The sequence below is a fragment of the Anaerobacillus sp. 63XJN7_5_ISO-PGPR-S23-430 genome (genome assembly GCF_056173695.1).
This window is the reverse complement of sequence record NZ_CM149686.1, coordinates 2,789,551-2,815,899: the sequence shown is the minus strand read 5'-3', so window position 1 is coordinate 2,815,899 and position 26,349 is coordinate 2,789,551. Positions and strand designations below refer to the sequence as shown.

The following is a 26,349-nucleotide window of genomic DNA, read 5'->3' as shown; positions in this document are numbered from 1 at the left end:
AGATAATGGGGAAGTTATATGGACTGATTGGTCATCCTATAGGACATTCGATGTCACCGGTCATGCATAACGGTGAATTTAAAGAGCTTGGTTTATCGCATCATTACCATGCATTTGATCTATCGCCAGAACAGCTGGAAGATGGTGTGGATGCAATGAAAATGCTTGATATTCAAGGTTTCAATGTGACCATTCCACACAAAGTCGCCATTATTCCATTACTAGATGAGGTGGAGCAAGAAGCTATTGATATTGGTGCGGTTAATACGGTTTATAAGCGTGATGGTAAATATATCGGTACGAACACTGATGGATCAGGTTATTTACTTTCGTTGCTCACTTTGATTGGAGAAAAAAACTTGAGCGGAAAGAAAATCCTTGTTATTGGTGCTGGAGGCGCTGCTCGAGCAGTTGCTGTTTCTGTTTCCCAATCCGAGGTGGCATCTTTAACGATTGCCAATCGAACACTTGAGAAAGCAGAAGAGCTATCAAAATTATGTCAACATTACAGCGTGGCAAATGCTATAACGCTATCTGAAGCAGAGACTTCATTGGGACAGTTCGATATCGTTATTAATACAACGTCTATTGGTATGAGCCCTCACCTTGATCGAATGCCAATATCACTTGAACATATAAGATCAGGTACGGTTGTTAGTGATTTGATTTATAATCCACTAGAAACAAAATGGATGAAGCTTGCAAAATCAAAAGGCGCAGTCACTGATAATGGCATCTCGATGTTTGTTGAACAGGGGGCGCTTGCATTTGAAAAGTGGACAGGAGTCTCGCCTGATCGGAAACGAATGCGAAATACGGTTTTAAAAGAGCTAGGAGGATATTAATGTTAACAGGAAAACAAAAGCGTTTCTTACGCGCAAAAGCTAATCGTCTAAACCCTATTTTCCAAGTAGGAAAAGGTGGCGTGAATGAGAATATGACAAAACAAATTGAAGAAGCATTAGAGGTTAGAGAGCTTATTAAAATAAGCATTCTTCAAAATTGTGACGAAGATCGCAATACAGTTGGGGAACAACTATCAACTGAAACAGGGGCGGAGCTCGTACAAATTATTGGGAATATGGTTGTTTTGTATAAAGAATCAGAAGAGAATAAAGAAATTATTCTTCCATAATGACTGTTGAGAAAAAATTAAGAGTCGGCCTACTCGGTGGAACATTTGACCCCCCTCATCTCGGTCATCTTACCATTGCGCAAGGGGTGCTCGAAACTTGCCAAATGGATGAAATTTGGTTTATGCCAAGTCATCGACCTCCACATAAAAATGGTAGTCATATTACTGATAATCATCACCGTGTGAAGATGGTACAGTTGGCAATAGAGGGGAACCCTTACTTTAAGCTTTCTTTAATCGAATTTGAACGTAATGATCGATCCTATACAATTGATACAATTGAAATATTGAAAGAAAATTATCCTAATATCGATTTTTATTTTATCATTGGTGGAGATATGATTGAGGATCTCCCCAATTGGCATCGAATTGATGAGTTGTCTTCGATGATTTCATTTGTAGGAGTAAATCGACCTGGGTATGATCCAGATAAAGAACGTTACAATGTTTCTGTTATAGACGTTCCTCAAATCGATGTTTCTTCAAGTGAATTAAGAGACGATTTACGCCATAGAAAGAGTGGACGGTACTTGCTTCCAGAAGCCGTCCGAACTTTTATTGAAGAGAAGGGATTATATGAATCGAACTGAAGCGTTAAAGTTAGTTGAGCCTCATTTAACTGAGCATCGCTACGTTCATACTGTTGGAGTAACGGATACTGCAATTGAGCTTGCAGAAAAATATGGCGCAGATCGTCAAAAGACAGAAATTGCGGCTATTTTTCATGATTATGCTAAGTTTCGTCCAAAGGATGAAATGCGCCAGGTTATTATTGATCAAGGATTTCCTGAAGATTTGCTGGAGTATTCGCCTGAACTCTGGCACGCTCCAGTTGGAGCTTATTTAGTACGTTGTGAGATAGGGATTGAGGATGAAGAAATTCTAAATGCCATCAAATATCATACTTCAGGTCGTCCTGAAATGACATTAATGGAAAAATGTGTGTTTATAGCTGATTACATTGAACCAGGACGGTCATTTCCTGGTGTAGATGAGGTCAGAGAAATGGTTCAACAAGATCTCGATCAAGCTATTGCGTTGTCTCTCAGGAACACTGTGCAGTTTCTAATGAAGAAGAATCAACCCGTTTATCCGGCGACGTTCTTAACATATAACAGCATTGTAAAATCATTGAACGCCTGAGAAGAATTGGAGGAAACAATATGAATGAAAACCAAATGATTAACCTTGCTGCAAAAGCAGCCGATGATAAAAGAGCTGAAGATATTGTAGCCCTTAATATGAATGGAGTTTCTTTAATTGCAGATTACTTCTTGATTTGTCACGGGAATTCAGAGAAGCAAGTTCAAGCTATTGCAAAAGAGGTTAAAGACCAGGCATTAGAGCAAGGTATGGATGTGAAGAGGCTTGAGGGATATGACCAAGCGAGATGGGTTCTTGTTGATTTAGGGAACGTCATTGTCCATATTTTTCATAAAGATGAGCGCAACTATTATAATCTTGAGAAATTATGGGGCGATGCACCGCATTTAAGCCTTGAAGAAATTCTGGCATAATATGCAATCGTATGAACGCTTTTCTTATGTTTACGATCGTTTGATGGAAGAAGCTCCTTATGAGAAATGGTCTGCTCTTGTTAAAGGGGAATTGTCTCATGGTCGTATTTTGGATTTAGGATCTGGTACTGGAGAATGTTCAATTAGACTTGCGTCAGCGGGATATGATGTTACTGCAGTGGATCTTTCAGAACATATGCTTTCCGTGGCGCAAGATAAAGCACTAAAATACAATCTTCCTTTAAACCTGCTCCAACAAGATATGAGAGAACTTGATACTGGTGAAACGTACGACATAGTAACGATTTTTTGTGATTCTTTGAACTATGTCACAGATGAAAATGGTGTTCAAGATTCTTTTCGAAGCATTTATAAGCATTTAAAACCAGGTGGGGTTTTGTTATTTGATGTTCACTCTCTTCACAAAATGGAAAACCATTTTGTTGGTCATACTTTTGCGAGTAGTGAAGATGACATTTCTTATATATGGAATAGTTATGCCGGGGAAGAAGAGGGATCTGTTGAGCATGAATTAAGCTTTTTTGTAGAAAATGAAGAAGGTCTCTATGAACGATTTGATGAGCTTCATTTTCAAAGAACGTTCCAAACGGATGATTATATAGCCTGGTTAACAGAGGTAGGCTTTTCAAATATTTCAGTAACAGCTGACTTTACTGAGCTAGCTCCAACTCCTACATCTGAGCGCCTGTTTTTTAGAGCTGTGAAATGAAAAAAGAGTGATTTCAATTGAAATCACTCTTTTTTTATTTGGTTAAAGGAAACGGCTAAGTTTTGACGAATGAACTTTAAGTAGTTATTATTTTTGTCTCGATTCTTCCTTGAATTGAATTTTAATTCCTTCGCGATCTTCATCAAATTTTTTATGAGTGCTCTGTATTAAATGACGAAACATCTCTCCAGTTTCCGCTTCGAGAACTTTCAACCCTTCTCCAGTTACGCCTCCTTTTACAGTTACTTTTCTCTGCAATGTTTCAAGTGAAAAATAATCTTTTTCAAGAAGCTTCCCCATCCCGATCAGCATTTCAGTAGCCAAAATGGAAGCCTGTTCATTTGATATGTCTGTTTCAGCTACTGCTCCTTCGATGAACTGTTGGATCAAGTAACTTAGAAAAGCAGGACCACAACTGACAATATCAGATGAAACTCTAGTGATTTCTTCTTCTGTTTCGATCGGCGTTGAAATTTGTGACATGAGGTAAAGCAATTTCACTTTATTTGCTTCAGAACACTGACTGCTGAATGTTACGAGTGAAGCGCCGCTTAGGGCCCTGTTTGTAATGCTTGGGATGGCTCTTGCAACATCACATGGAACAAACGATTGGAGTTCACTCACCTTAATTGGACTTGTGATGGAAACAACAAGATGCTGGGGTTTAAGTCCAGGTCGAATTTTCTTTAAGAGTGGGAAATACTCATGTGGCTTTACACAAACAAAGATCATATCAGATTTTTTCACTACTTCTTCTGCGCTTCTCACAAGGTTTAACGAAGGGTACTGCCTTTTTAATGTTGCCGCTTTTTCGATTGATCGATTTACTATTGTGAGATGGGAAGGTATTACGGCGCACGAATCAATAAAGGAAGAAATAAGAATTGTCCCCATATTGCCGGTACCAATTACACCGATTTTCAATTTACTCCCCCTCCTTCCATACTCATTTCTCCTACAACATATGTATGAAAGTCTAAATATATGTTTAAGACCATGAAACATTAGAAAGGTATGAGAGAAGAATGAAGTATTTTCGAAATTTAACTGTTCGTGAAAAAGTAATTCTTTCTATTCTGGCCGTTTCGGTTGGTATTAGTTTCCTCTTTTATTTTAATGTATTTGCAGAAAATCAAGACAATCTCTCATTTGATCATGCGCTTTTAGAAAGTGAAGGTGGTGAACTCCAAGAAACAAAAGAAACGGTTGTAGAGAAGCCGGATGAAGTAGTTAGTGTCGTACTGGTAGACGTGAAAGGAGCTGTAGTAGCGCCAGGCGTGTATGAAATAAATAGCAATGGGCGCGTAAAGGATGTCATTAAAAAAGCTGGAGGATTTCTTGAAGATGCCGATCAGGTTCAGCTGAACTTAGCAAGCAAAGTAGTGGATGAAATGGTCATTTATGTACCAATAGTTGGGGAAGTGACATCTAGTTCAGTTAGTTCAGTTAGTGAGAAGCCAAGTGTTGAATCACAGCTCGTTTCAATTAATTCAGCTGATTTAAATGAGCTTCAAAAACTGCCGGGGATAGGTCCTGCCAAGGCTGAAGCAATTGTCCAATTTCGAGAAGACAATGGTAGTTTTACTGCAATAGAAGAATTGATGAATATCAGTGGGATCGGGGAGAAAACGTTTGAGAAATTAAAGGATTTGATTACGGTTCAATGAGATAGATTGACGAGACAGTTTATTTAGATCAAACTAATAGAAGATAAAAGACATTGGGGGGAGAACCTTGGAACGCATTTCGTGGGATCAATATTTTATGGCGCAAAGCCATTTACTTGCACTTAGGAGCACATGCACTCGTTTAACTGTAGGGGCAACAATTGTGAGGGATAAGCGTATGATTGCTGGCGGATATAATGGATCTGTGTCAGGTGGGGTGCATTGTATTGATGAAGGATGTTACGTCATTGATAATCATTGTGTTCGTACCATTCATGCTGAAATGAATGCAATTATACAATGTGCTAAATTTGGTGTGCAAACAACTGATGCTGAAATTTATGTTACTCATTTTCCCTGTCTCAACTGCTGTAAAGCAATTATACAGGCTGGAATTAAAACGGTCATCTACGCTGAGAATTATAAAAATCATCCTTATGCGATTGAATTATTTGAGGATGCAGGAGTAAGTGTTAGACAAGTTGAGCTGGAAGAAATGATTTTGGATACAAATAGTCAAGAGAAACTTGATTTAACGGCTGATTTGTTAAGAAAAGTATCTGATGCTGGACTCGATCCAACAGAAGTAAAACCTTTATATGAGAAAGCTTCAAAACTATACGGCATGTAATGAAAGGGAATTTGTGGGTCATAGCAGCTGCTGCATTCATTGGCGTAATGAGTGTCAATTTTTCAGGCGCCTTTTTTGTATTATTTGTAGTATTACTATGGTTATGGAAGGGCAAGCGAAAGCTATTAATGCTGTTAGTTTGCCTAACCTGCATTCTTTTCTTTAGTTATACAGTTATTGTGAATGTTTTTAATGTAACATCCTTAAAGGAAGGGCCAAGTAATATTCTAGGAACCATTTCGTCAATACCAGAAATTGATGGCGATTTTATGTCATTTGAACTAAAGACTGAAAAAGAGAAATTGAAGGTCAATTATTATATCTCCTCTATACAAGAAAAAAATGAAGTAGAGCAATTAGAAGTTGGTTATACATGTTACCTTTCTGGGTCGCTAGAGCCTCCATCCCCTCTCAGAGTTCCCTCTTTATTTGATTATGAGCGTTATCTTTATTACCAAAACATTCATTGGATTTATGAACTAAAATCAAAGCCTGAATGTCACAAATTATCAAAGTCATTTTTTTCTTTAGTTCAGCAATCTCGTCAAAATGTTTTATCGACCATTGTTTCAGAATACCCAGCCCGCCTTCATGGATTGGCTGCTTCTTTGTTAATAGGCGAACGAAGCCTATTACCAGATGAAGTTGAGGAAGCTTATCAAGTTTTAGGATTAAGTCATGTTCTGGCTGTTTCGGGGTTACACGTTGGCGTTGTGGGAGGGGTGTTCTTTTGGTTATGTATCCGTTTAGGACTAACCAAAGAAAAAGCGTATACTTCACTCATTGCATTTTATCCGATTTATATGACTCTAACAGGATGTGCTCCTTCTGTTATGAGAGCTTCATTAATGGCTATGCTAGTTGTCATCAGCTTACGGCTAAAGTTAAATGTCAATCCGCTTGATGGTGTTTCATTCGCTTGTGTGGTTATTTTATCTGTAAACCCATATTACGCCTACCATATTGGATTTCAGCTTTCTTTTCTCATTGCGTTTGCTTTAATTGTTTCTTCCAAATCGATCATTAATCGTTCAACTCATCCATTCGCTCAGCTTCTTTCTCTTTCTGTTATCCCTCAAATTATTTCATTCCCCGTTGTTATTTATCACTTTCATCAAATTTCCATTCTAAGTCTTGGATTAAACCTCATATATGTTCCAATTATTTCAGTCATTGTATTACCAGGTTTGATGCTTACCTTTCTATTGCATTTCCTCCACTTACATTTTCTTTTTCAATTTATTTCTGAAATTCTCGTTTTTTTTATAGATCATATTCATACTTTCTTTGTATTTATTGCAGGTAAGGATACGATTGTTGTATTCGGGAAAATATCAGCCATAACGCTAATTGTCTCATTAGGCGTAAGTATTGGTATTTTGCTTTTGTGGGAGCGTGGAAATGTTCTCTTAGGCGGAACTTTGTGGAGTGTATTTTGCATCGTATTATACGTTATGCCTTATTTGAATCCATATGGAGAAGTGTCGTTTATTGACGTGGGTCAAGGAGATAGTATATTAATTACATTGCCTTTTCAAAGGCAGGTCATCTTAATTGATACAGGAGGAAGACCGATGTATGGCAATGAGGAAGAGTGGCGAAAAAGAGCTTCATCATTTGATATAGGGGGTGATGTAGTCCTTCCATATATCAAGTCTAAAGGAATTCGTGCCGTTGATTTGTTAATTTTGACACATGGGGATTATGATCATGCGGGGGGAGCCAAGGAGTTGCTTGAAGGGGTCTCTGTAAGAAGGTTATTACTCGATCACAGCACAGAACAAACGGCATTAGAAAAAGAGTTGATTCATATTGCGAAAGAAGGGGGGACCACTATTTCTTTAGCGGAGGCGGGGCAATCCTGGTCTCTGAATGACGCTCGATTTACAATTTTTCAGGCTTTAGAGAAAGCAGAAGAGAACGACGGTAGCATTATACTTCATGCACGATTAGGCGGATATAGTTGGCTATTTACAGGAGATCTGGAAGAAGAGGGAGAACGTCGATTGCTTTCAAGTGGTTACCTCAAAGAAATCGATGTACTAAAAGTAGGGCATCATGGAAGCCCTACATCCAGCTCTAAAGAGTTTATTGAGCATTTATCACCTGAGCTTTCGATTATTTCAGTAGGTGTAAATAATCGATATGGTCATCCAAACGAAGAGGTTTTGAAAAGGTATGAAGAACTTCATATTCCAGTCCTCAGAACAGATGAGAATGGTACGGTGAGATACATCTTTAGAAACAACAAAATTGGAAGGTGGTCTGTGATGTTAAATTGAAAATAGACTGCCTGGGGCAGTCTATTTAGCCTAGCGCTTTAATAATTACAGCCGTGAAGAAAATGATGGAAAAGAATAAAAATGGTACTGCAAAGCCAACAGCTGATTGAACAGCGTCGTTCTCCTTAGCTTGAACATCTTTTTCGAACTCGTTCATTTGCCTTCCCTCCTGCTTCCCCAATAGTATTCACTGTTAACTACCTATGTAGTCTTTATGTAGGGGTTTTCCTTTAAATGTACATTTCAAACAATATTGTATCATGTATTATTCCTCATGTCTTTATTATCCATGAACTGTTTACGTTTTTAATGAACGTAATTTATGCGAAAAAATCACTCCCTTTCCTGTAAAGAGTTGTCACCCATACTTTAACTTTGCATAGGATATCCTATCTACTACACACCGAACATCGTTGCTTGGTAAGAGTCCTAGGCCTTACGGAGCAGCGTTTACTATAAATGGGAGGCTGGTTGTAGCAGCCGGCTTCCCTTTTCTACTTGCCAACTTTGTTGTCTGCTATTAGGATAGGAATGGACGAATAAAATCGAGGTGTACATAAATGTCCATTTCAGACTTAAAAAAGAAAATCAAACAGAACAAGTTAGATCCACTATATCTCTTAACAGGAACAGAAGCTTTCCTAATTGATGAGCTGCAAAAAATGATCATTGAACAGGCACTACCTGAAGAGGAAAGAGAATTTGGACTTGCTTATTATGATCTAAACGAAACCCCCGTACAAGCTGCCGTAGAAGATGCTGAAACGCTGCCGTTTCTCGGGGAGAAACGGGTGATAATAGTAAAGAATCCTTTGTTTTTAACAGCTGCTAGGGACAAAAGCAAAGTTGAGCATGATCTTGATTCCCTTCAACGATATGCTGAAAACCCTTCTCCTTTTACGATACTCATAATTGAAGCACCTTATGAAAAGCTGGATGAGAGAAAAAAATTGGTAAAATCAATTAAGAAAGCAGGAGCCTTTGTGAAAGCTGAGGCTTTACAAGAAAGTCATCTTGGGGACTGGCTTCAGCAACGAGCAAAAGAGAATGGTGTTACATTTGACCAGGAAGGTGAAGAGAGGCTTGTTCAATTAACAGGTAGTCATTTGATGTTATTGCAGCAGGAAATTGATAAAATGGCTCTATACGTTGGTGAGGGTGGAGTTGTCAATGCGGAGGTTGTTGATCTCCTTGTTGCAAGAACATTAGAAAATGATATTTTTGCGCTAATAGACCGGATTGTTAGAAAAGACCTAGATAAAGCCTTTCGTATTTTATATGATTTATTAAAAATAAATGAAGAACCAATCAAAATTCTTTCTTTAATCGGCAGGCAATTTCGAATTATATACCAGGTTAGTGAACTTTCTAAGCGAGGTTATGGTCAAAAGCAAATGGCTTCGACACTTAAATTGCATCCTTACGCGGTTAAAATTGCACAGCAGCAAAGTCGAAGTTTTCATGAAGAAAAGTTGCGTTTTATTCTAGACCAAATCGCAGAATCGGATTATGAAATGAAAACAGGTAGAATGGATAAAAAACTTATTCTTGAATTGTTAGTTACTAAAATTAAAAACACATAAAAAAGCTGTTGGGTTGCCCCAACAGCTTTTAACGTTTTAAGGAATTACGCTGAAATCTCGTTGTACATTTTAGTTAGACGAGATTTTTTACGTGCTACTGTGTTTCTATGAATGATTCCTTTATCAGCAGCTTTGTCGATGCGCTTAGAAGCTTGGTTAAGAGCTGTTTTCGCAGCTTCAACGTCTTTTGCTTCAACTTTCGCTTCAAAAGTCTTGATTGCAGAACGCATTTCAGATTTGAAAGCGAGGTTATTAGCGCGACGATCAGATTGAGTTCTAACGCGTTTAACCGCAGATTTAATATTTGGCATACCTTTCACCTCCTTGCAAGGCTTAACAATTCCATGTCATATCCGTGCATAGAACAAGAAACATTCTATCAAATAGCACAATGAATTGCAATAGAGAATGAAAACCTTATTTCAGGGTTACGCTAACATGTAACAGATAGAATGAGAGGTGATCTGATGGGATTCGTTGATCTAGAAAAATATCAGGTGAGAACAGATCTTGCGGTTGAAGCGCAAGAAATGGTGAAAGAGAAAAAAGCAAAAAGCATGAAAGAAGATAAGCCTGATGGGCTTAAAGGCGTTATTGTGAAAGAAAGAAATGAAAAGGGAGTAAATATTACAACCGTTGAAGTGACAGAAGAGGGTGAGAAAGAGATAGGAAAAAAAGCTGGTCATTATCTTACCTTCGAGGTACAGGGAATTCGTCGAAAAGACTCTGCTCTTCAACAAACCGTTCAGGATGTCTTTGCTCATGAATTTGCGGCTTTCCTTAAACAACAAAATATTGCGAAAGAAGCGAGTTGTCTTATTGTTGGGCTGGGTAATTGGAATGTTACCCCAGATTCACTAGGGCCATTAGTTGTTTCAAATCTGCTCATTACAAACCACTTATTTGAGCTTCAACCAGAAACCGTTTCAGAAGGGTTTCGCCCTGTAAGCGCAATTACTCCAGGTGTTATGGGGGTAACAGGAATTGAAACGAGCGATATTATACATGGGGTTATCGAAAAAGCTAAGCCAGACTTCGTGATTGCAATAGATGCGCTTGCTTCAAGATCAATCGAGCGTGTAAATACAACTATACAAATTTCTGATACAGGAATCCATCCTGGTTCGGGTGTAGGAAATAAGCGTAAGGAGCTAAGCTTTGATACCCTCGGCATACCAGTAATAGCGATTGGCATACCAACAGTTGTTGACGCTGTCTCTATAACGAGTGATACGATTGATTTTATTTTGAAACATTTTGGAAGAGAGTTGAAGGAAAAAGGAAAGCCATCGAAATCATTAGCTCCTGCAGGAATGACTTTCGGAGAAAGAAAAACATATACAGAGGATGATCTCCCTGATGCAGAGAAAAGACAAACATTTCTTGGCATGATTGGGACGCTAGAAGATGAAGAAAAACGTAATTTAATCCGAGAGGTTCTTGCTCCTATGGGACACAACTTAATGGTTACACCTAAAGAAGTAGATGTTTTTATAGAAGATATGGCGAATGTCATATCTGGAGGGCTTAATAGCTGCCTTCATGGGGAAGTAAACCAACAAAATAGTGGAATGTATACCCATTGAGTATATTTTGGTTTTTTTTGCATAGGTATTACTGAAGGACGAGCTATTTCAGGAAGGGGCCAAAGTGATGGCATCTTTTTTTCTTAAATGTTTTCTTCTTGTTACATTGCTTTTATTTGGTGTGCTTCTTGGAATGGAACAAGCTTCTAGAAATATGAATTATATGCAGGATCATGAGAGTACTGGAGCTTTTCAAATCAAGACTGCATCCAATGGTGTTGAAGCTGAAATTTTAGGAACATCCATTACACAAAGCGATCTCCAAAATAAACAAGAAACGTTAGAAGGTGCAAATGAGTTTAATGTGCTAGGAGACCTCGGTTCAAAGCTTAGTAACTGGTTATCAGCATTAATCAAATCCCTTTTAGCGTTTGTATTCACATTAATTACGACAGTTCTTTCCTTTTTTCAATCATAAAGGTCGCATTTGCGGCCTTTTTTAAATTATTGGCTATGTAAAAAATCGAGAATCGAAAGTATAAGCTTAGTTATTCTATATTATTTGAGTCTCGAAAGGTAACAGAGTGTTATTCTTTCTTGTGAAAAAGAGAGGAATTTCTAAGAGAAATTCATAGTCTATGTAAATGGGCGGATTCCGGATTGAATCTGGACAGCGGTATTGCTATAATCTATACTAGCGTAGTTTCGCCTTAGGAGTGATTGTAGATGAACCTTGAAGAAAAATTGAAAAGACAGTCCAGGATTCGAAATTTTTCCATTATTGCTCATATCGACCATGGAAAATCGACTCTTGCAGACCGCATTTTAGAACGGACAGGTGCGTTAACTGACCGTGAAATGAAAGCTCAAACGCTCGATGCGATGGATCTCGAACGTGAAAGAGGAATTACGATTAAACTGAATTCTGTTCAGCTTACTTATACAGCGAAAGATGGAGAAGAGTACATTTTTCATTTAATCGATACACCAGGACATGTCGACTTCTCTTATGAAGTATCTAGGAGCCTGGCAGCTTGTGAAGGAGCATTATTAATTGTTGATGCAGCACAGGGAATTGAAGCTCAAACGCTAGCGAACGTTTACCTTGCTCTTGATAATGATTTAGAAATCCTTCCAGTTATTAATAAGATCGATTTACCGAGTGCTGAGCCTGAACGAGTGAGGCAAGAAGTAGAAGATGTAATTGGATTGGATGCTTCTGACGCAGTGCTTGCTTCAGCTAAGTCTGGAATTGGTATAGAAGACATTCTAGAACAGATTGTGGAGAAAGTACCCGCGCCACAAGGAGATCCTGAAGGGCCGCTTCAAGCGCTTATCTTTGATTCTCTTTATGATCCATATAGGGGAGTAGTTGCTTATATTCGAATAACAGAGGGATCTGTTAAGGTCGGCGATAAGATCCGTATGATGGCGACAGGTAAAGAATTTGAAGTAAATGAGCTTGGCGTGTTTAATCCTAAGCCGGTATCTAAGAAAGAACTTTCTGTCGGCGATGTTGGTTTCCTTACTGCAGCGATTAAGAATGTGGGAGATTCTCGTGTAGGGGATACAATTACAGCTGTGAAAAATCCTGCTGCAACTCCTCTGCCTGGTTATCGGAGAATGAATCCAATGGTATACTGTGGTCTTTATCCAGTAGACTCAGCGCAATACAATGATCTCCGCGAGGCTCTTGAACGTCTTGAGTTAAACGATTCTTCGCTTCAATACGAAGCAGAAACATCTCAGGCACTCGGCTTTGGTTTCCGCTGTGGTTTCCTTGGACTTCTTCATATGGAAATCGTGCAGGAGCGGATTGAACGAGAATTTAACATTGATTTGATTACGACGGCTCCGAGTGTTATTTATCAAGTTAAACTAACAGACGGAGAAGAAGTGATTATCGATAACCCTGCAATGATGCCTGATGCGCAATCTATTGCGGAAGTGCAAGAACCATATGTAAAGGCGACAATTATGTCACCTAATGATTATGTCGGTGCTATTATGGAATTATGTCAGGGTAAACGCGGTGACTTTATCGATATGCAATATATGGATGAAAGTCGTGTGAATATTGTCTATCATATTCCTCTTTCCGAAATTGTTTATGATTTCTTTGATCAATTGAAGTCAAGTACGAAAGGCTATGCGTCCTTCGACTACGAATTAATTGGGTATAGAGCTTCAAATCTTGTTAAAATGGACATTCTTCTTAATGGTGAGACAATTGATGCTCTATCCATTATCGTTCACAGAGACTTTGCCTATGACCGTGGTAAAGACATTACTGAGACATTGAAAGACCTTATCCCAAGACAGCAATTTGAAGTCCCGATTCAGGCTTCTATTGGACAGAAAATTGTTGCCCGTTCTACAATCAAAGCTATGCGTAAAAACGTACTAGCAAAATGTTACGGTGGAGATATTTCTCGTAAGCGTAAGCTTCTTGAAAAACAAAAAGAAGGTAAGAAACGAATGAAAACGGTAGGTAAAGTAGAAGTGCCTCAAGAAGCATTTATGGCTGTCCTCCGTCAGGATAACACGAAGAATAATTAAGGTGCTTTAGTTGAAGTGCTGAGTTGATTTTTATACTATGTAGGTTAGAAGACCGCAGAGCGTTTCTGCGGTCTTTACATTATGCCAGAAAGCAGTGATTGAAATGGTTAACGCTGTTTATTTACACATTCCGTTCTGTGACTATATATGCCACTATTGTGATTTTAATAAAGTTTTTATGCAAGGTCAGCCTGTGGATGACTATTTAGCTCATATGGATACTGAAATGAAAAATACATTGGAGCGATTCCCGACCAATCGAATAGACACAATATTTGTAGGTGGAGGAACACCTACAGCATTAAACGAAGCGCAGCTTGAGCGCTTTTTAAAAGACGTTCAAGAACGCTTTGGTCCGTATGTATCCGAGCACCTCGAGTTTTCAATGGAGGCAAATCCTGGGAGTGTCACACCTGAGAAGCTTCGAATTATGAAGAAGTACGGTGTGAATCGATTAAGTATCGGAGCTCAGGCATTCCAAGATACGCTTCTAAACAAGCTTGGCAGAGGTCATTCCGTTGAAGAAATCGGAGAAATTGTTCAGATGGCTCAGAGTGAGGGCTTTGTTAACCTCTCACTGGATCTGATGTTTGGATTACCAGAACAAACTATTGAACAATTCTCAGAGTCGATTACAAAAGCAATTGAATTAGGGATTACTCATATTTCTTCTTATTCCTTGCAGGTAGAGAAGAAAACAGTGTTTTATAACAAATGGCGTAAAGGAGAATTACCTCTTCCAACGGAAGAAGCTGAAGCTGATATGTATGAGCTTCTAATGAAACGCCTTGAGGAAGCTGGTCTTTTGCAGTATGAGATTAGTAACTTCGCAAAGCCTGGATACGAGAGCCGACACAACATAACGTACTGGAAGAATAATGAGTACTATGGAATAGGTGCGGGTGCTCACAGCTATATTGATGGGGTACGACGAGCAAATGCTGGTCCGCTTAAGCAATATATGACTAAAATAGATGAGAACAAGTTTCCGTATATGGATGACAATGTTCTAACGAAAAACGAACGAATGGAAGAAGAAATGTTTATGGGCCTTCGAATGAGAGAGGGCGTTTCAAAAGAGACGTTTAAGTATAAATTTAATCAGTCGATTGAGGAAGTTTTTAGTGAACAAATTGAAAAGTTAGTCCGAAGCGACCTCTTGAAAGATACTGGATCACATATTGCATTGACAGAGCAAGGCTTCTTTTTAGGCAATGAAGTATTTCAAGAATTTCTTGCTATCTAGTGACATCGTTGTCAATTATGCCCTTAGGTTGTTAACTAAGGTAGTGATGGTGGTCTTCAGAGTACCCCGATAAAGCGATAATTAAGAGCCTTTCTATTGTTGGAAATGTTTAGTCACAATAATGATTAACGTAATGATTGACAACTAAAATAAGTTTCTGTTACCTTATTAATAGATTTAGCACTCGGCACATTAGAGTGCTAACAGAGGTGATGAGGAGATGTTAACAGAACGTCAACTATTCATTTTGCAGTTATTGATTAATGACTACATTCAAACGGCTGAGCCTGTTGGATCACGCACGATTTCCAAGCGTGAAGATGTGACATTCAGTTCTGCAACCATTCGTAATGAACTTGCGGACCTTGAAGAGATGGGCTACATCGAGAAGACACATAGTTCTTCTGGAAGAGTACCTTCTGAAAAGGGATATCGTTTTTATGTTGATCATCTTCTGTCTCCACCTGTGCTTTCGAAAAAAGATGTGAATAACATTCATTCTCTTTTTGCAGAGAGAATGGTGGAAGTAGAGAAAGTGATTCAACAATCTGCTGGAATACTTTCAGAGCTAACTCAATATACGTCCATTATTCTTGGACCTGAAGTATTTGAAACGAAACTTCGACAAATTCAGATCATTCCCTTGTCAAAGGATACGGCCGTTGTGATTTTGGTAGCTGACAGTGGACATGTCGAGAACCGAACAATGCAAATCCCGCCTTCGGTCAGTATGTCTGATATTGAAAAAGTTGTGAACATCATGAATGAACGCTTGAAGGACGTTCCACTAATCTCCTTGAAGTCGACAATGATGAAAGAAATGGCAACTGTCTTAAAGAAACATATTGAAAATTATAATCAGGTTAATACAATGCTTGAAAATCTTTTTCTCTATACCAATGCTGAAAAAGTGTATTACGGAGGCAAGACTAATATTCTGACCCAACCTGAATTCAAAGATATTGATAAAGTCAGGTTGTTACTTAATACATTTGAACAAGAAGACGTTATGTATAACATACTTCGACCTGAGAAAAATGGAATTGAAGTTAAAATTGGTCAGGAAAATGATCTTGAGGCGATGCAGCATTGTAGCATCGTAACCGCCGACTATTTCATAGAAGGCAAGCGAATGGGCTCTATCGCTTTGCTTGGCCCGACTAGAATGGAATATCATCGTTCAATGAGTATTCTTGGTTTTCTAGCAAATGATCTTACTCGAACCTTGACCGATCGATATCAAAGTTTCAGACACTGGTAAATTGGTAATAGTGAAGAAGGTGGGAGAAACATTTCTTCCATCCTTTTCTATGGGAGAAAGATTTGTTATATTTCGTTAGGGAGGTGAAATTCGTGGAAAAGCAAAACAGTCATCAAGAGGAAGAAGAACTTCTAACTGAAGAGGAAGAGAATCTTGAGCAAAATGCTGAAGAGAATGATGAACCTGAAGTGATTGAAGTATCTGAAACCAATGAAAATGAAGAGCTTGAGAACTTGCAACAGCAGGTTGAAGAGCTTGAGAATAAATATATGCGCACTCAGGCAGAATACGATAACTTCCGCCGCAGAACGCGTGAAGAACGAAATGCAGATGCAAAATACCGTTCTCAAAAATTAGCTGAAGGGTTACTCCCAGCTATGGATAATTTCGAACGTGCACTAGCTGTTCAAAGCGATAGTGAGCAAGTAACGTCATTGCTTACCGGAATGGAAATGGTGTATCGTCAGTTGAAAGAGGCACTTGCTAATGAAGGTGTCGAAGAAATTGGTTCTGTAGGAGAAGCATTCAACCCGCATCTCCATCAGGCTGTCATGCAGGTTGAATCAGATGAACATGATTCAGATGTGGTTGTAGAGGTCTTACAAAAAGGCTATCAACTAAACGATCGCGTCCTTCGACCAGCAATGGTAAAGGTAAGCTCTTAACTACATATTAAGAAATAGGAGGTAGAATGTAATGAGTAAAATTATCGGTATTGACTTAGGTACAACAAACTCTTGTATTGCAGTAATGGAAGGCGGAGAAGCTACCGTTATCCCGAACCCGGAAGGTAGCCGTACAACTCCATCTGTCGTTGCATTTAAAGATGAAGAACGTCTAGTAGGTGAAGTTGCGAAGCGTCAAGCAATCACAAACCCAAACACAATTCAATCCATTAAGCGTCATATGGGTACTGATCATAAAGAAGACGTTGAGGGTAAATCATTTTCTCCTCAAGAAATTTCTGCGATCATTCTTCAGAAGCTAAAATCTTACGCTGAAGATTATCTTGGTGAAGGCGTTGAAAAAGCGGTTATTACAGTGCCTGCTTACTTTAACGATGCTGAGCGTCAAGCAACAAAAGATGCTGGTAAAATCGCTGGACTTGAAGTAGAGCGTATTGTAAACGAACCAACTGCTGCAGCGCTTGCTTACGGTCTTGATAAAGAAGATGAAGATCAAACAATCCTAGTATTTGACCTTGGTGGCGGTACTTTTGACGTATCAATCCTTGAACTTGGCGGAGGCGTATTTGAAGTTAAGTCTACTGCTGGTGATAACCGTCTTGGTGGTGACGACTTTGACCAAGTTATTATCGATCATCTAGTAGCTGAATTTAAGAAAGATACTGGTGTTGACCTAGGTCAGGATAAGATGGCACTTCAACGTTTGAAAGATGCTGCTGAAAAAGCGAAGAAAGATCTTTCAGGCGTAGCACAAACTCAAATTTCTCTTCCATTTATCACAGCGGATGCTTCAGGTCCTAAACACCTTGAGCTTAACCTAACTCGTGCTAAATTCGAAGAGCTTTCTGCAAATCTTGTAGAGCGTACAATGGCACCTACTCGTCAGGCTCTTAAAGATGCTGGAATGTCACCATCTGAACTTGATAAAGTAATTCTTGTTGGTGGATCTACTCGTATTCCTGCAGTACAAGATGCGATTAAGAAAGAAACAGGACAAGATCCACACAAAGGCGTTAACCCTGATGAAGTCGTTGCACTTGGTGCAGCAATTCAAGCTGGTGTTATTGCTGGAGATGTGAAAGACGTTGTTCTTCTTGACGTAACTCCACTTTCTCTTGGTATTGAAACAATGGGTGGCGTATTTACGAAGCTTATCGAGCGTAATACAACGATCCCAACTAGTAAGTCACAGACTTTCTCAACTGCAGCTGATAACCAACCTTCAGTTGACATTCATGTTCTTCAAGGTGAGCGCGAAATGGCTCAGTATAACAAGACTCTTGGTCGCTTCCAGCTGACTGATATTCCTCCAGCACCACGAGGAACTCCGCAAATCGAAGTATCATTTGATATCGACAAAAACGGTATCGTGAACGTTCGCGCGAAGGATCTTGGTACGAATAAAGAACAGTCTATTACAATCAAATCTTCAAGCGGTCTTTCAGATGACGAAATTGAAAACATGGTGAAAGACGCTGAAGCTAACGCTGAAGAAGATAAGCAGCGTCGTGAAGAAGTTGAAACACGTAACGAAGCTGATCAGCTCGTATTCACTACTGATAAAACTCTAAAAGACCTTGAAGGTCAAGTAGAGGAAGAAGAAGTGACAAAAGCTAATGAAGCAAAAGATAAAGTGAAAGCAGCTCTTGAAAATGATGACATTGAAGCAATTCGCACTGCGAAAGATGAGCTTCAAGAAATCGTTCAAGCCTTATCAATGAAAGTCTATGAGCAGGCTGCACAAGCTCAACAGGCTCAAGCTGGCGAAGAAGGCGGAGCTGAACAAGCAGATGATAACGTCGTTGATGCTGAGTATGAAGAGGTAGACGACGACAAAAAGTAAGAAGATGATACGAAAAAAAGTCAAAGTCAGGCGTATCTTGACTTTGACTTTTTTCGTTTAAAATGAAATGCAAACCATTCAATTCCATATAATACGTATGCTAAGAATGTTGTTTGCAGTTGAACAATAACTAATCACAGGTCACGTTTTCTCCATACTTGAAAAATTCTAAAAATCGGGTGGAAGCGACGTATCATGGTAATATTCACCAATTAACTTTTGGGTTATTATCCAACTTTACCCAATTTGCTATTAGCGTTCACTGGTGCTTACGATAGAGTATTGCAGAGCGTATAAACTCAATGATATGATAAACGTTATGTGAAGAGAATCGGGAGTGGATACGATGAGTAAACGAGATTATTATGAAGTGCTGGGCGTAAGTAAGGATGCTTCTGATGCCGAGCTGAAAAAAGCTTATCGAAAGCTTGCTAAGCAATATCACCCAGACATCAACCAGGAGCCGGGTGCAGATGAGAAGTTTAAAGAAGTAACGGAAGCTTATGAAGTATTAAGTGACTCTCAGAAAAAAGCTCAGTACGATCAGTTTGGGCACGCAGATCCAAATCAAGGATTTGGTGGCGGAGGAGCTGACTTCGGTGGCTTTGGCGACATTTTTGATATGTTCTTTGGTGGCGGAGGTCGCCGTAATCCAAATGCTCCGAGACAGGGTGCTGACCTTCAGTATTCAATGGAACTAACTTTTGAAGAAGCAGCATTTGGTAAAGAGACGGATATCTTTATTCCAAAAGAAGAAGAATGTTCAACATGTGATGGTTCTGGCGCAAAACCAGGAACTTCACCTGAAACTTGTTCACACTGTGGTGGAGCTGGTCAATTGAATGTGGAGCAAAATACTCCGTTTGGCCGAGTAGTTAATCGTCGCGTGTGTCATCATTGTGAAGGTACAGGCAAACTTATTAAAGATAAGTGTAAGACGTGTCGCGGTAAAGGGAAAGTTGAAGTTAAAAAGAAAATTCACGTTAAACTCCCTGCAGGAATCGATGAAGGTCAACAAATCCGCATAACTGGAAAAGGGGAAGCTGGCGTTAACGGTGGACCTCCAGGAGACTTATTTGTAGTTGTTTATGTGAGATCACATGACTTTTACGAACGTAGTGGCGATGATGTGTTATGTCAAATGCCGATCACCTTCTCACAAGCAGGTCTTGGAGATGAAATTGAAGTGCCGACCCTTCATGGTAAAGTGAAGCTTAAAGTGCCAGCTGGTACACAAAGTGGAACTAATTTCCGTCTAAAAGGGAAAGGTATTCAGAACGTACGTGGTTATGGCCAGGGAGATCAACATGTTAAAATTCAAGTGATTACTCCTAAGCACTTAACTGATCGACAAAAAGAGCTTCTACGGGAGTTTAGTGAAATTTCCGGACAGGTACCTGACGAACAGCATGAGAATTTTTTCTCTAAAGTGAAAAAGGCGTTCAAAGGAGAATAAGTAAGGTGAAAGCTGGTAACAGATTGCAGGCTACTACTTCAAGTGGCCTGCCTGTTTCCTTTCCGAAAAAAAGGATCCAAAAGAGGAGTGGGCAATGAATGAAATGGTCTGAGATAAGCATTCATACGACAAACGAAGCAATTGAAGCAGTATCAAACATTTTACATGAAGCAGGTGCCAGTGGGGTAGTCATTGAAGACCCAATGGATCTTGTGAAAGTATGGGATACTACTTTCGGAGAGGTTTATCAGCTCAATCCAGATGATTATCCTGAAGAAGGCGTTATCTTGAAAGCTTACTTGCCTGTCAATAGTTTTCTTGGTGAAACGGTTGAACAAATTAAAGAAGCGATTAATGGACTACTTGTCTATGATATTGATTTAGGACATAACACTGTTCAAATCAGTGAAGTGAATGAGGAAGAATGGGCTACAGCGTGGAAAAAATATTATAAACCTGTCAAAATATCTGAACGAATTACGATTACACCCACATGGGAAGATTACAAGCCTGTCACAACAGATGAAATTATTATTGAGCTTGATCCTGGCATGGCTTTCGGTACAGGAACACATCCGACAACGGTATTGTGTGTTCAAGCGCTTGAAAAAATCATTGTGCCGGGTCAGCGTGTGATTGACGTTGGTACGGGGTCAGGTGTTTTAAGTATCGCGGCTGCTAGTCTTGGGGCTGAACCAGTTGATGCACTTGACCTTGATGAAATAGCTGTTAAAAGCGCTGCGTTAAATACTAAATTAAATAAAGTTCATCACAAAGTTAGTGTTAGTCAAAATAATCTTCTTGAGGGCATTGATGAAACTTACGATGTCATTGTCGCTAATTTACTTTCAGAAATTATTATTCGCTTTACAGACGATGTGGCCCGCGTCCTTAAACCAGGTGGTGCATTTATCACCTCGGGTATTATCTCTGCGAAAAAGCAGGAAGTAAAACAGTCGATCATTGAACAGGGTCTTATCATTGAAGAAACGCTCCAAATGGAAGATTGGGTTGCGTTTATTGCCAGAAAACCCCACGAGTAAGGAGGTAGAACGATGCAACGATATTTCATTTCTGCCTCTCAAGTTCAAGACGGTCACGTTACTATTGAAGGGGAAGATGTGAAGCACATCTCGAAAGTGATGAGAATGACAGAGGGTGACAACATCATATGTTGCACTGAAGACGGTAAATCAGCCCTATGCGAATTAGAAGAAATTAATTCGGACTTAATCAAAGCTGTTCCAATAGAATGGTTGGAAGAACAAAAGAAACTCCCTGTTCATGTTACAATTGTTCAAGGACTGCCTAAAGGAGATAAACTAGAAACAGTCATACAAAAGGGCACAGAACTAGGTGCAGATCAGTTTATCCCTTTTAAAGCTGAGCGTTCTATTGTAAAATGGGATGAGCAAAAAAGCGCTAAAAAGTTGCAAAGGCTAAAAAAAATTGCAAAAGAAGCGGCTGAACAATCCCATCGAACAACCATTCCATTGATTGAAATGCCTCATTCCATTTCATCACTTATTAAAGCAAGTGAGTCTTATGATTATAAATTAATTGCTTATGAAGAGGAAGCGAGAGCAGGAGAAACTGCTGCGCTTGTTCAAACGCTTCACGAGGCAAATGTGAATGACCGAATAATGGTCGTATTTGGACCAGAGGGCGGACTTTCAGATAATGAAGTAGCCAGTTTAATTCAAGCTGGTTTTGCTTCATGTGGACTTGGTCCAAGGATTTTGCGAACAGAAACGGCTGCTATGTACGTGCTGGCAGCAGTTTCTTATCATTTTGAACTAATGAGGTGATTATATGCCTTCAGTTGCTTTCCATACATTAGGCTGTAAAGTAAACCATTACGAAACGGAAGCGATTTGGCAGTTGTTTAAAGATCATGATTATGAACGCGTTGAGTTCGATCATGCATCTGATGTTTATGTTATTAATACGTGCACAGTAACGAATACTGGGGATAAAAAAAGCAGACAGGTTATTCGTCGTGCGATTCGTAAAAATCCTGATGCCGTCATTTGTGTAACAGGTTGTTATGCTCAAACTTCACCTGCAGAAATTATGGCTATTCCTGGAGTGGATGTTGTTGTAGGAACTCAGGATCGCGTTAAAATGCTTGATTACATTGAACAGTATAAGCGCGAACGAGAGCCTGTAAATGGCGTAGGCAATATTATGAAAGCGCGTGTATATGAGGAGCTTGAAGTTCCGGCTTTTACAGATCGCACCCGAGCTTCTCTTAAAATTCAAGAAGGTTGTAACAATTTCTGTACTTTCTGTATAATTCCTTGGGCAAGAGGGCTTCTCAGATCTCGTGAACCGGAAGCGGTCATTTCACAAGCTCAACAGCTTGTTGATGCCGGTTATAAAGAAATCGTTCTAACGGGTATCCATACAGCAGGTTATGGAGAGGATTTGAAAGATTACAACTTTGCTCAGCTTCTTCGTGACCTTGATGCTAAAGTAAAAGGTCTTAAGCGAATTCGGATTTCTTCTATTGAAGCCAGTCAGGTAACTGATGAAGTGATAGAAGTATTGAATCAATCTGAAAAAGTTGTTCCGCATCTTCATATACCGCTTCAATCTGGATCCAATACAGTACTACAGCGAATGAGAAGAAAGTATACAATGGAAATGTTTGGTGAGCGCTTAGAGCGTTTGAAAAAAGCACTTCCAGGATTAGCAATTACGTCCGACGTTATTGTCGGCTTTCCTGGTGAAACAGATGAGGAATTTAAAGAGACATATGACTTTATTGCAAAGCATAAATTCTCAGAACTTCACGTTTTCCCATTTTCAAAGAGAACAGGTACGCCTGCAGCTCGGATGGAAGACCAGGTTGATGATGAAGTTAAGAACAAGCGTGTTCATCATTTAATTGAGCTTTCAAATCAACTTGCGAAAGAGTACGCATCCCATTATGAAGGTGAAGTGCTTGAGGTAATTCCGGAAGAGAAGTACAAGGATGACCCAGAATCAAACTTATTCGTTGGTTATTCAGCGAATTATATGAAAGTAATCTTTGAAGCATCTGAAGAAATGATTGGAAAAATTGTTAAAGTGAAAATCACTAAACCAGGATATCCTTATAATGAAGGTCAATTTGTTCGCGTTATGAACGAGGACGAGCCAACTGCTGCAGTTGCTTCATTTTAAGCTATTAACTTAACCTAACTAAACAGAATTGGAAGGATGACTATCATGAATAAAGAACTAGCAAAAATGATTGATCACACAGCACTAAAACCAGATACTAGCAGAGAGCAGATCGAAAAGCTTTGTGAAGAAGCAAGAGAATTTAACTTTGCTTCAGTTTGCGTTAATCCTACTTGGGTTTCCCTCGCAGCGGAAATGTTGCAAGGTGCTGAAGCTAAAGTTTGTACAGTAATTGGTTTCCCTCTAGGAGCCGTTACAACAGAAACAAAAGCCTTCGAAACAAATGATGCGATTCAAAAGGGTGCTACTGAAGTAGATATGGTTATTAACATTGGTGCACTTAAAGATGGAAATAACGACTTTGTTGAGCAAGATATCAAAGCTGTTGTTGAAGCGGCAAAAGGTAAGGCGCTTGTTAAGGTAATTATTGAGACTTGTCTTCTAACTGATGAAGAAAAAACACGCGCGTGTGAGCTTTCGGTAAAAGCTGGGGCTGACTATGTTAAGACATCAACTGGTTTTTCAACTGGTGGAGCTACAGTTGAAGATATTAAACTAATGAGAAATACAGTTGGGCCGAACATTGGTGTGAAAGCTTCTGGAGGAGTTCGCGACCTAGAAGGTTCTCAAGCAATGATTGATGCAGGAGCTACACGTATTGGAGCTAGTGCTGGAGTCAAAATTGTGCAAGGTGAAACAGCAGATACGGATTATTAATATAACGACCCCATTACTTCTATTAACAGAAGTGATGGGGTTTTTTAGATATTATGAAGGAGAGGGAATATCGTTTTGCTCAGTAGATAATAAGGTGACAGTCAATTGAACTAAGCCTGAGAATTTATGCTGAATTCGCTAGCTTTATATTAAATTGTTTTTTGAGTGTACCCTTTCTATGGATAGTGCTAACAAACCAGTTACAGGTAAAAAGAGTAATGAAGACAAGACGTTAAAGAGGATAGATACGTGAGCAAGTTGAACGTCAGGAAAGGTAGTAAGGGTAGAAGCCATCGTGCCAAAAATCCCTATTAACGGATAGAATATGACTACACCTATTATGTTTATCCAAACGTGAGCATAAGCAGCAAGTTTAGCTTCTGCACTGCTTCCGATACTTGCTATGACCGCTGTGATACAAGTGCCGATATTCGCTCCATAAAGGATGGCAATAGCTGAGGATAGCGAAAGTAAGTCCTGATTAATAAAGCTCATTGTAATTCCAGTTGTTGCTGTACTTGATTGGATGACTGCAGTTAATAATGTCCCAATTCCAATACCATACATAAGGTTTGAATTCGTATGATGGATAACATCTTTAATAAATGATAAAGTCGATAAAGGTTTAGCAAGTGCTTCTAGCCCATGCATAGCAACGAAAATGCAACCTAAGCCGAAGAGAACTGTTCCAATGCTGAAAAGCAGCTGTTTTCTAACTTGAAGCAAGACAAAGCCGCTCAATAATAGCGGTATGACAAGTTGATCGGGATTAAGAGTCATTAATTCAGCTGTAATAGTAGTCCCAATATTCGTGCCAAGAATAATTCCAATTGACTGTCTAAAGGTAAGCAGCTTAGCCGCAATTAAGCTTATTGTAATGACCATCACAGCAGAGCTGCTTTGTAACAGGGCTGTTATAACAGCGCCGGTAATTAGTCCGCGTAAAGGCGTTGAAGCAGCCCTATAAAGCCATGTTTGTAGCCTGGAACTGGAGATTGTATTTAGTCCAACGCGGAGAACAGCCATTCCAAAAAGAAAAATACTAATGAAGACGATGAAAGATGCAATATATTGACTCAATTTAGCACTTCCCCTTTCCATTGAAAGTTTATGGACAGGATCCGTGTTACATGCTCGTTTTTTCTCATTGCTATGGAAAAAGTTTTCATTATAACCACCGCTCATTCAAATAGTTAAATTTTCACTTAGTTGCGGTTTTAAAGCAATTATGTGTGAAAAACAAAAAATCTTTAATAAGACTAATATAAATAAAATATACGAAAGAAATGTTGATAAACAGGACGGGATGTATTATAATTGCAGGTGACATGTCTTTGTTAGAAAGTCATGTGTTATGATTGTCTATGTTTTGGAGGGAGGGATAGAGATGGCGGAAACTCGCGTGCGTAAGAACGAGTCGATCGATGATGCTCTGCGTCGCTTCAAGAGAACGGTTTCTAAAGAAGGCACTATGGCTGAAGTAAAGAAGCGCAAGCACTATGAAAAGCCAAGTGTAAAGCGTAAAAAGAAATCTGAGGCAGCAAGGAAAAAGCGTAAGTTCTAAGAGAGGGTGTTAGGTCAGTGAGTCTAAATGACCGTTTAACAGCAGATATGAAAGTAGCGATGAAGAACAAAGAGAAGAACAAACTATCTGTTATTCGGATGGTGAAATCTTCAATTCAGAATGAGTCCATTAAATTGGGTCATGATCTAACTGAAGAGGAAGAACTTACCGTTCTCACTCGCGAAGTCAAGCAACGTAAAGACTCCCTCCTTGAATTTGAAAAAGCTGGCCGAAGTGATCTTGTGCAGAATCTCGATGAAGAGCTGTCGATTTTATCTGTCTACCTGCCGAAACAACTCTCTGAAGAAGAAGTTGACCAGATTGTTCAGAAAGTTATTTCTGAAACTGGCGCGTCTTCAAAGAAAGATATGGGTATGGTAATGGGTGCGCTAATGCCTCGAGTAAAAGGCAAAGCGGACGGCGGACTTGTTAATCGTCTTGTACAAAAAAACTTATCATAAAGTGATGCTGTCACTTTAGAAGATTATCTGTTTTCTAAAGATGACTAGTTGAAACAATCAGACCTTAAGGCGTGACTGGGTGTTCACTTCCCTGTTAAAGAGAAGAAGAACTTAGTTATGCATTAAGTGTTGGATAAATATGATCAAGCGCAAACACGCCCTGTACGAACAGGGCGTGTTTTTTTTATCAACGCTCGCTCATACATACGATACAAGTGAAAAGGAAAAATAGTTATGTTATATTTCAAAGAATTTTGATCCATATGCCATTTCAAACTAGTATTTTCTAAATCCTTTTGTCATACTAAAGATATTCT

28 protein-coding genes are annotated in these 26,349 nt (G+C 39.2%); 24 read left to right on the top strand and 4 right to left on the bottom strand.

Annotation, left to right across the window (positions count from 1 at the left end; genetic code table 11):
* Positions 1 to 5: 5 nt before the first annotated feature.
* The 6 genes from aroE to AC0VYJ_RS14855 are packed head-to-tail and all read left to right on the top strand — an operon-like array spanning position 6 to position 3,382.
* Positions 6 to 845: a shikimate dehydrogenase gene (gene aroE / locus AC0VYJ_RS14880; RefSeq protein WP_430244160.1), complete on the top strand. Its 840-nt coding sequence runs from the start codon at positions 6 to 8 to the stop codon at positions 843 to 845.
* Positions 845 to 1,135: a ribosome assembly RNA-binding protein YhbY gene (yhbY, locus tag AC0VYJ_RS14875; protein ID WP_475365525.1), complete on the top strand. Its 291-nt coding sequence runs from the start codon at positions 845 to 847 to the stop codon at positions 1,133 to 1,135. The genes aroE and yhbY overlap by 1 nt, the downstream gene beginning before the upstream one ends.
* The gene (locus AC0VYJ_RS14870; protein WP_371018229.1) at positions 1,135 to 1,725 is read left to right on the top strand and encodes a nicotinate-nucleotide adenylyltransferase; all 591 of its coding nucleotides are present in this window, start codon (positions 1,135 to 1,137) and stop codon (positions 1,723 to 1,725) included. The genes yhbY and AC0VYJ_RS14870 overlap by 1 nt, the downstream gene beginning before the upstream one ends.
* Positions 1,712 to 2,278, top strand: a complete 567-nt coding sequence (gene yqeK / locus AC0VYJ_RS14865; RefSeq protein WP_194219486.1) for a bis(5'-nucleosyl)-tetraphosphatase (symmetrical) YqeK — start codon at positions 1,712 to 1,714, stop codon at positions 2,276 to 2,278. The genes AC0VYJ_RS14870 and yqeK overlap by 14 nt, the downstream gene beginning before the upstream one ends.
* A 20-nt stretch (positions 2,279 to 2,298) precedes the next feature.
* On the top strand, positions 2,299 to 2,652 hold the full coding sequence (rsfS, locus tag AC0VYJ_RS14860) for a ribosome silencing factor (protein ID WP_194219487.1): 354 nt from the start codon (positions 2,299 to 2,301) through the stop codon (positions 2,650 to 2,652).
* A gap of 1 nt (position 2,653) precedes the next feature.
* Positions 2,654 to 3,382 (top strand): class I SAM-dependent DNA methyltransferase, encoded by a 729-nt coding sequence (locus tag AC0VYJ_RS14855; RefSeq protein WP_475365524.1) that lies wholly within the window; start codon positions 2,654 to 2,656, stop codon positions 3,380 to 3,382.
* 87 nt (positions 3,383 to 3,469) lie between these two features.
* Here the strand turns inward: AC0VYJ_RS14855 and comER are convergent, their stop codons facing one another.
* On the bottom strand, positions 3,470 to 4,306 hold the full coding sequence (gene comER, locus AC0VYJ_RS14850; protein ID WP_475365523.1) for a late competence protein ComER: 837 nt from the start codon (positions 4,304 to 4,306) through the stop codon (positions 3,470 to 3,472).
* 101 nt (positions 4,307 to 4,407) lie between these two features.
* On the opposite strand from comER, the gene AC0VYJ_RS14845 reads away from it, so the two are divergent.
* The 3 genes from AC0VYJ_RS14845 (at position 4,408) to AC0VYJ_RS14835 (ending at position 7,962) form a co-directional block, all read left to right on the top strand.
* The gene (locus tag AC0VYJ_RS14845; RefSeq protein ID WP_430244165.1) at positions 4,408 to 5,049 is read left to right on the top strand and encodes a helix-hairpin-helix domain-containing protein; all 642 of its coding nucleotides are present in this window, start codon (positions 4,408 to 4,410) and stop codon (positions 5,047 to 5,049) included.
* A gap of 67 nt (positions 5,050 to 5,116) precedes the next feature.
* Positions 5,117 to 5,680, top strand: coding sequence for a ComE operon protein 2 (locus AC0VYJ_RS14840; protein WP_194219491.1), 564 nt, complete (start codon positions 5,117 to 5,119; stop codon positions 5,678 to 5,680).
* Positions 5,680 to 7,962, top strand: coding sequence for a DNA internalization-related competence protein ComEC/Rec2 (locus AC0VYJ_RS14835; protein ID WP_475365522.1), 2,283 nt, complete (start codon positions 5,680 to 5,682; stop codon positions 7,960 to 7,962). Before AC0VYJ_RS14840 ends, AC0VYJ_RS14835 begins: the two co-directional genes overlap by 1 nt.
* Before the next feature lie 25 nt (positions 7,963 to 7,987).
* On the opposite strand, the gene AC0VYJ_RS14830 is transcribed toward AC0VYJ_RS14835, so the two are convergent.
* Positions 7,988 to 8,119 (bottom strand): YqzM family protein, encoded by a 132-nt coding sequence (locus tag AC0VYJ_RS14830; RefSeq protein WP_194219493.1) that lies wholly within the window; start codon positions 8,117 to 8,119, stop codon positions 7,988 to 7,990.
* 403 nt (positions 8,120 to 8,522) lie between these two features.
* On the opposite strand from AC0VYJ_RS14830, the gene holA reads away from it, so the two are divergent.
* Positions 8,523 to 9,545, top strand: a complete 1,023-nt coding sequence (gene holA / locus AC0VYJ_RS14825) for a DNA polymerase III subunit delta (RefSeq protein ID WP_430244171.1) — start codon at positions 8,523 to 8,525, stop codon at positions 9,543 to 9,545.
* A 44-nt stretch (positions 9,546 to 9,589) separates the two neighbouring features.
* Here holA and rpsT read toward each other — a convergent pair whose 3' ends face one another.
* Entirely contained in the window at positions 9,590 to 9,856 is a 267-nt protein-coding gene (gene rpsT / locus AC0VYJ_RS14820) for a 30S ribosomal protein S20 (RefSeq protein WP_194219495.1), read from the bottom strand.
* Positions 9,857 to 10,012: 156 nt separating this feature from the next.
* Between rpsT and gpr the strand changes: the two genes are divergently transcribed.
* From gpr to deoC, 12 genes are all read left to right on the top strand, one after another.
* On the top strand, positions 10,013 to 11,131 hold the full coding sequence (gene gpr, locus AC0VYJ_RS14815; RefSeq protein WP_430244173.1) for a GPR endopeptidase: 1,119 nt from the start codon (positions 10,013 to 10,015) through the stop codon (positions 11,129 to 11,131).
* 67 nt (positions 11,132 to 11,198) lie between these two features.
* On the top strand, positions 11,199 to 11,549 hold the full coding sequence (locus AC0VYJ_RS14810; RefSeq protein ID WP_430244175.1) for a DUF3679 domain-containing protein: 351 nt from the start codon (positions 11,199 to 11,201) through the stop codon (positions 11,547 to 11,549).
* A 248-nt stretch (positions 11,550 to 11,797) separates the two neighbouring features.
* A complete protein-coding gene (lepA, locus tag AC0VYJ_RS14805) occupies positions 11,798 to 13,630 on the top strand; it encodes a translation elongation factor 4 (protein WP_194219497.1) in 1,833 nt (610 codons plus the stop codon).
* A 103-nt stretch (positions 13,631 to 13,733) separates the two neighbouring features.
* Positions 13,734 to 14,876 (top strand): radical SAM family heme chaperone HemW, encoded by a 1,143-nt coding sequence (gene hemW / locus AC0VYJ_RS14800; protein ID WP_194219650.1) that lies wholly within the window; start codon positions 13,734 to 13,736, stop codon positions 14,874 to 14,876.
* 220 nt (positions 14,877 to 15,096) lie between these two features.
* Positions 15,097 to 16,137 (top strand): heat-inducible transcriptional repressor HrcA, encoded by a 1,041-nt coding sequence (gene hrcA / locus AC0VYJ_RS14795; protein WP_475365521.1) that lies wholly within the window; start codon positions 15,097 to 15,099, stop codon positions 16,135 to 16,137.
* 92 nt (positions 16,138 to 16,229) lie between these two features.
* A complete protein-coding gene (gene grpE, locus AC0VYJ_RS14790; protein WP_194219499.1) occupies positions 16,230 to 16,802 on the top strand; it encodes a nucleotide exchange factor GrpE in 573 nt (190 codons plus the stop codon).
* A gap of 31 nt (positions 16,803 to 16,833) precedes the next feature.
* Positions 16,834 to 18,666, top strand: coding sequence for a molecular chaperone DnaK (gene dnaK, locus AC0VYJ_RS14785; protein WP_194219500.1), 1,833 nt, complete (start codon positions 16,834 to 16,836; stop codon positions 18,664 to 18,666).
* Positions 18,667 to 19,012: 346 nt separating this feature from the next.
* Positions 19,013 to 20,122: a molecular chaperone DnaJ gene (gene dnaJ / locus AC0VYJ_RS14780; RefSeq protein WP_194219501.1), complete on the top strand. Its 1,110-nt coding sequence runs from the start codon at positions 19,013 to 19,015 to the stop codon at positions 20,120 to 20,122.
* A 98-nt stretch (positions 20,123 to 20,220) separates the two neighbouring features.
* Positions 20,221 to 21,165: a 50S ribosomal protein L11 methyltransferase gene (gene prmA, locus AC0VYJ_RS14775; protein WP_475365520.1), complete on the top strand. Its 945-nt coding sequence runs from the start codon at positions 20,221 to 20,223 to the stop codon at positions 21,163 to 21,165.
* A 12-nt stretch (positions 21,166 to 21,177) separates the two neighbouring features.
* A complete protein-coding gene (locus tag AC0VYJ_RS14770) occupies positions 21,178 to 21,930 on the top strand; it encodes a 16S rRNA (uracil(1498)-N(3))-methyltransferase (RefSeq protein ID WP_475365519.1) in 753 nt (250 codons plus the stop codon).
* A 4-nt stretch (positions 21,931 to 21,934) separates the two neighbouring features.
* A complete protein-coding gene (mtaB, locus tag AC0VYJ_RS14765) occupies positions 21,935 to 23,290 on the top strand; it encodes a tRNA (N(6)-L-threonylcarbamoyladenosine(37)-C(2))-methylthiotransferase MtaB (RefSeq protein ID WP_194219504.1) in 1,356 nt (451 codons plus the stop codon).
* 45 nt (positions 23,291 to 23,335) lie between these two features.
* The gene (gene deoC, locus AC0VYJ_RS14760) at positions 23,336 to 24,007 is read left to right on the top strand and encodes a deoxyribose-phosphate aldolase (protein ID WP_475365518.1); all 672 of its coding nucleotides are present in this window, start codon (positions 23,336 to 23,338) and stop codon (positions 24,005 to 24,007) included.
* Between the two features lie 144 nt (positions 24,008 to 24,151).
* Here deoC and AC0VYJ_RS14755 read toward each other — a convergent pair whose 3' ends face one another.
* A complete protein-coding gene (locus AC0VYJ_RS14755; RefSeq protein ID WP_475365517.1) occupies positions 24,152 to 25,087 on the bottom strand; it encodes a Na/Pi symporter in 936 nt (311 codons plus the stop codon).
* Positions 25,088 to 25,394: 307 nt separating this feature from the next.
* Between AC0VYJ_RS14755 and rpsU the strand changes: the two genes are divergently transcribed.
* Positions 25,395 to 25,571 (top strand): 30S ribosomal protein S21, encoded by a 177-nt coding sequence (gene rpsU / locus AC0VYJ_RS14750; protein WP_048312787.1) that lies wholly within the window; start codon positions 25,395 to 25,397, stop codon positions 25,569 to 25,571.
* A 17-nt stretch (positions 25,572 to 25,588) separates the two neighbouring features.
* Positions 25,589 to 26,032, top strand: a complete 444-nt coding sequence (locus AC0VYJ_RS14745; protein WP_194219507.1) for a GatB/YqeY domain-containing protein — start codon at positions 25,589 to 25,591, stop codon at positions 26,030 to 26,032.
* Positions 26,033 to 26,349 lie beyond the last annotated feature (317 nt).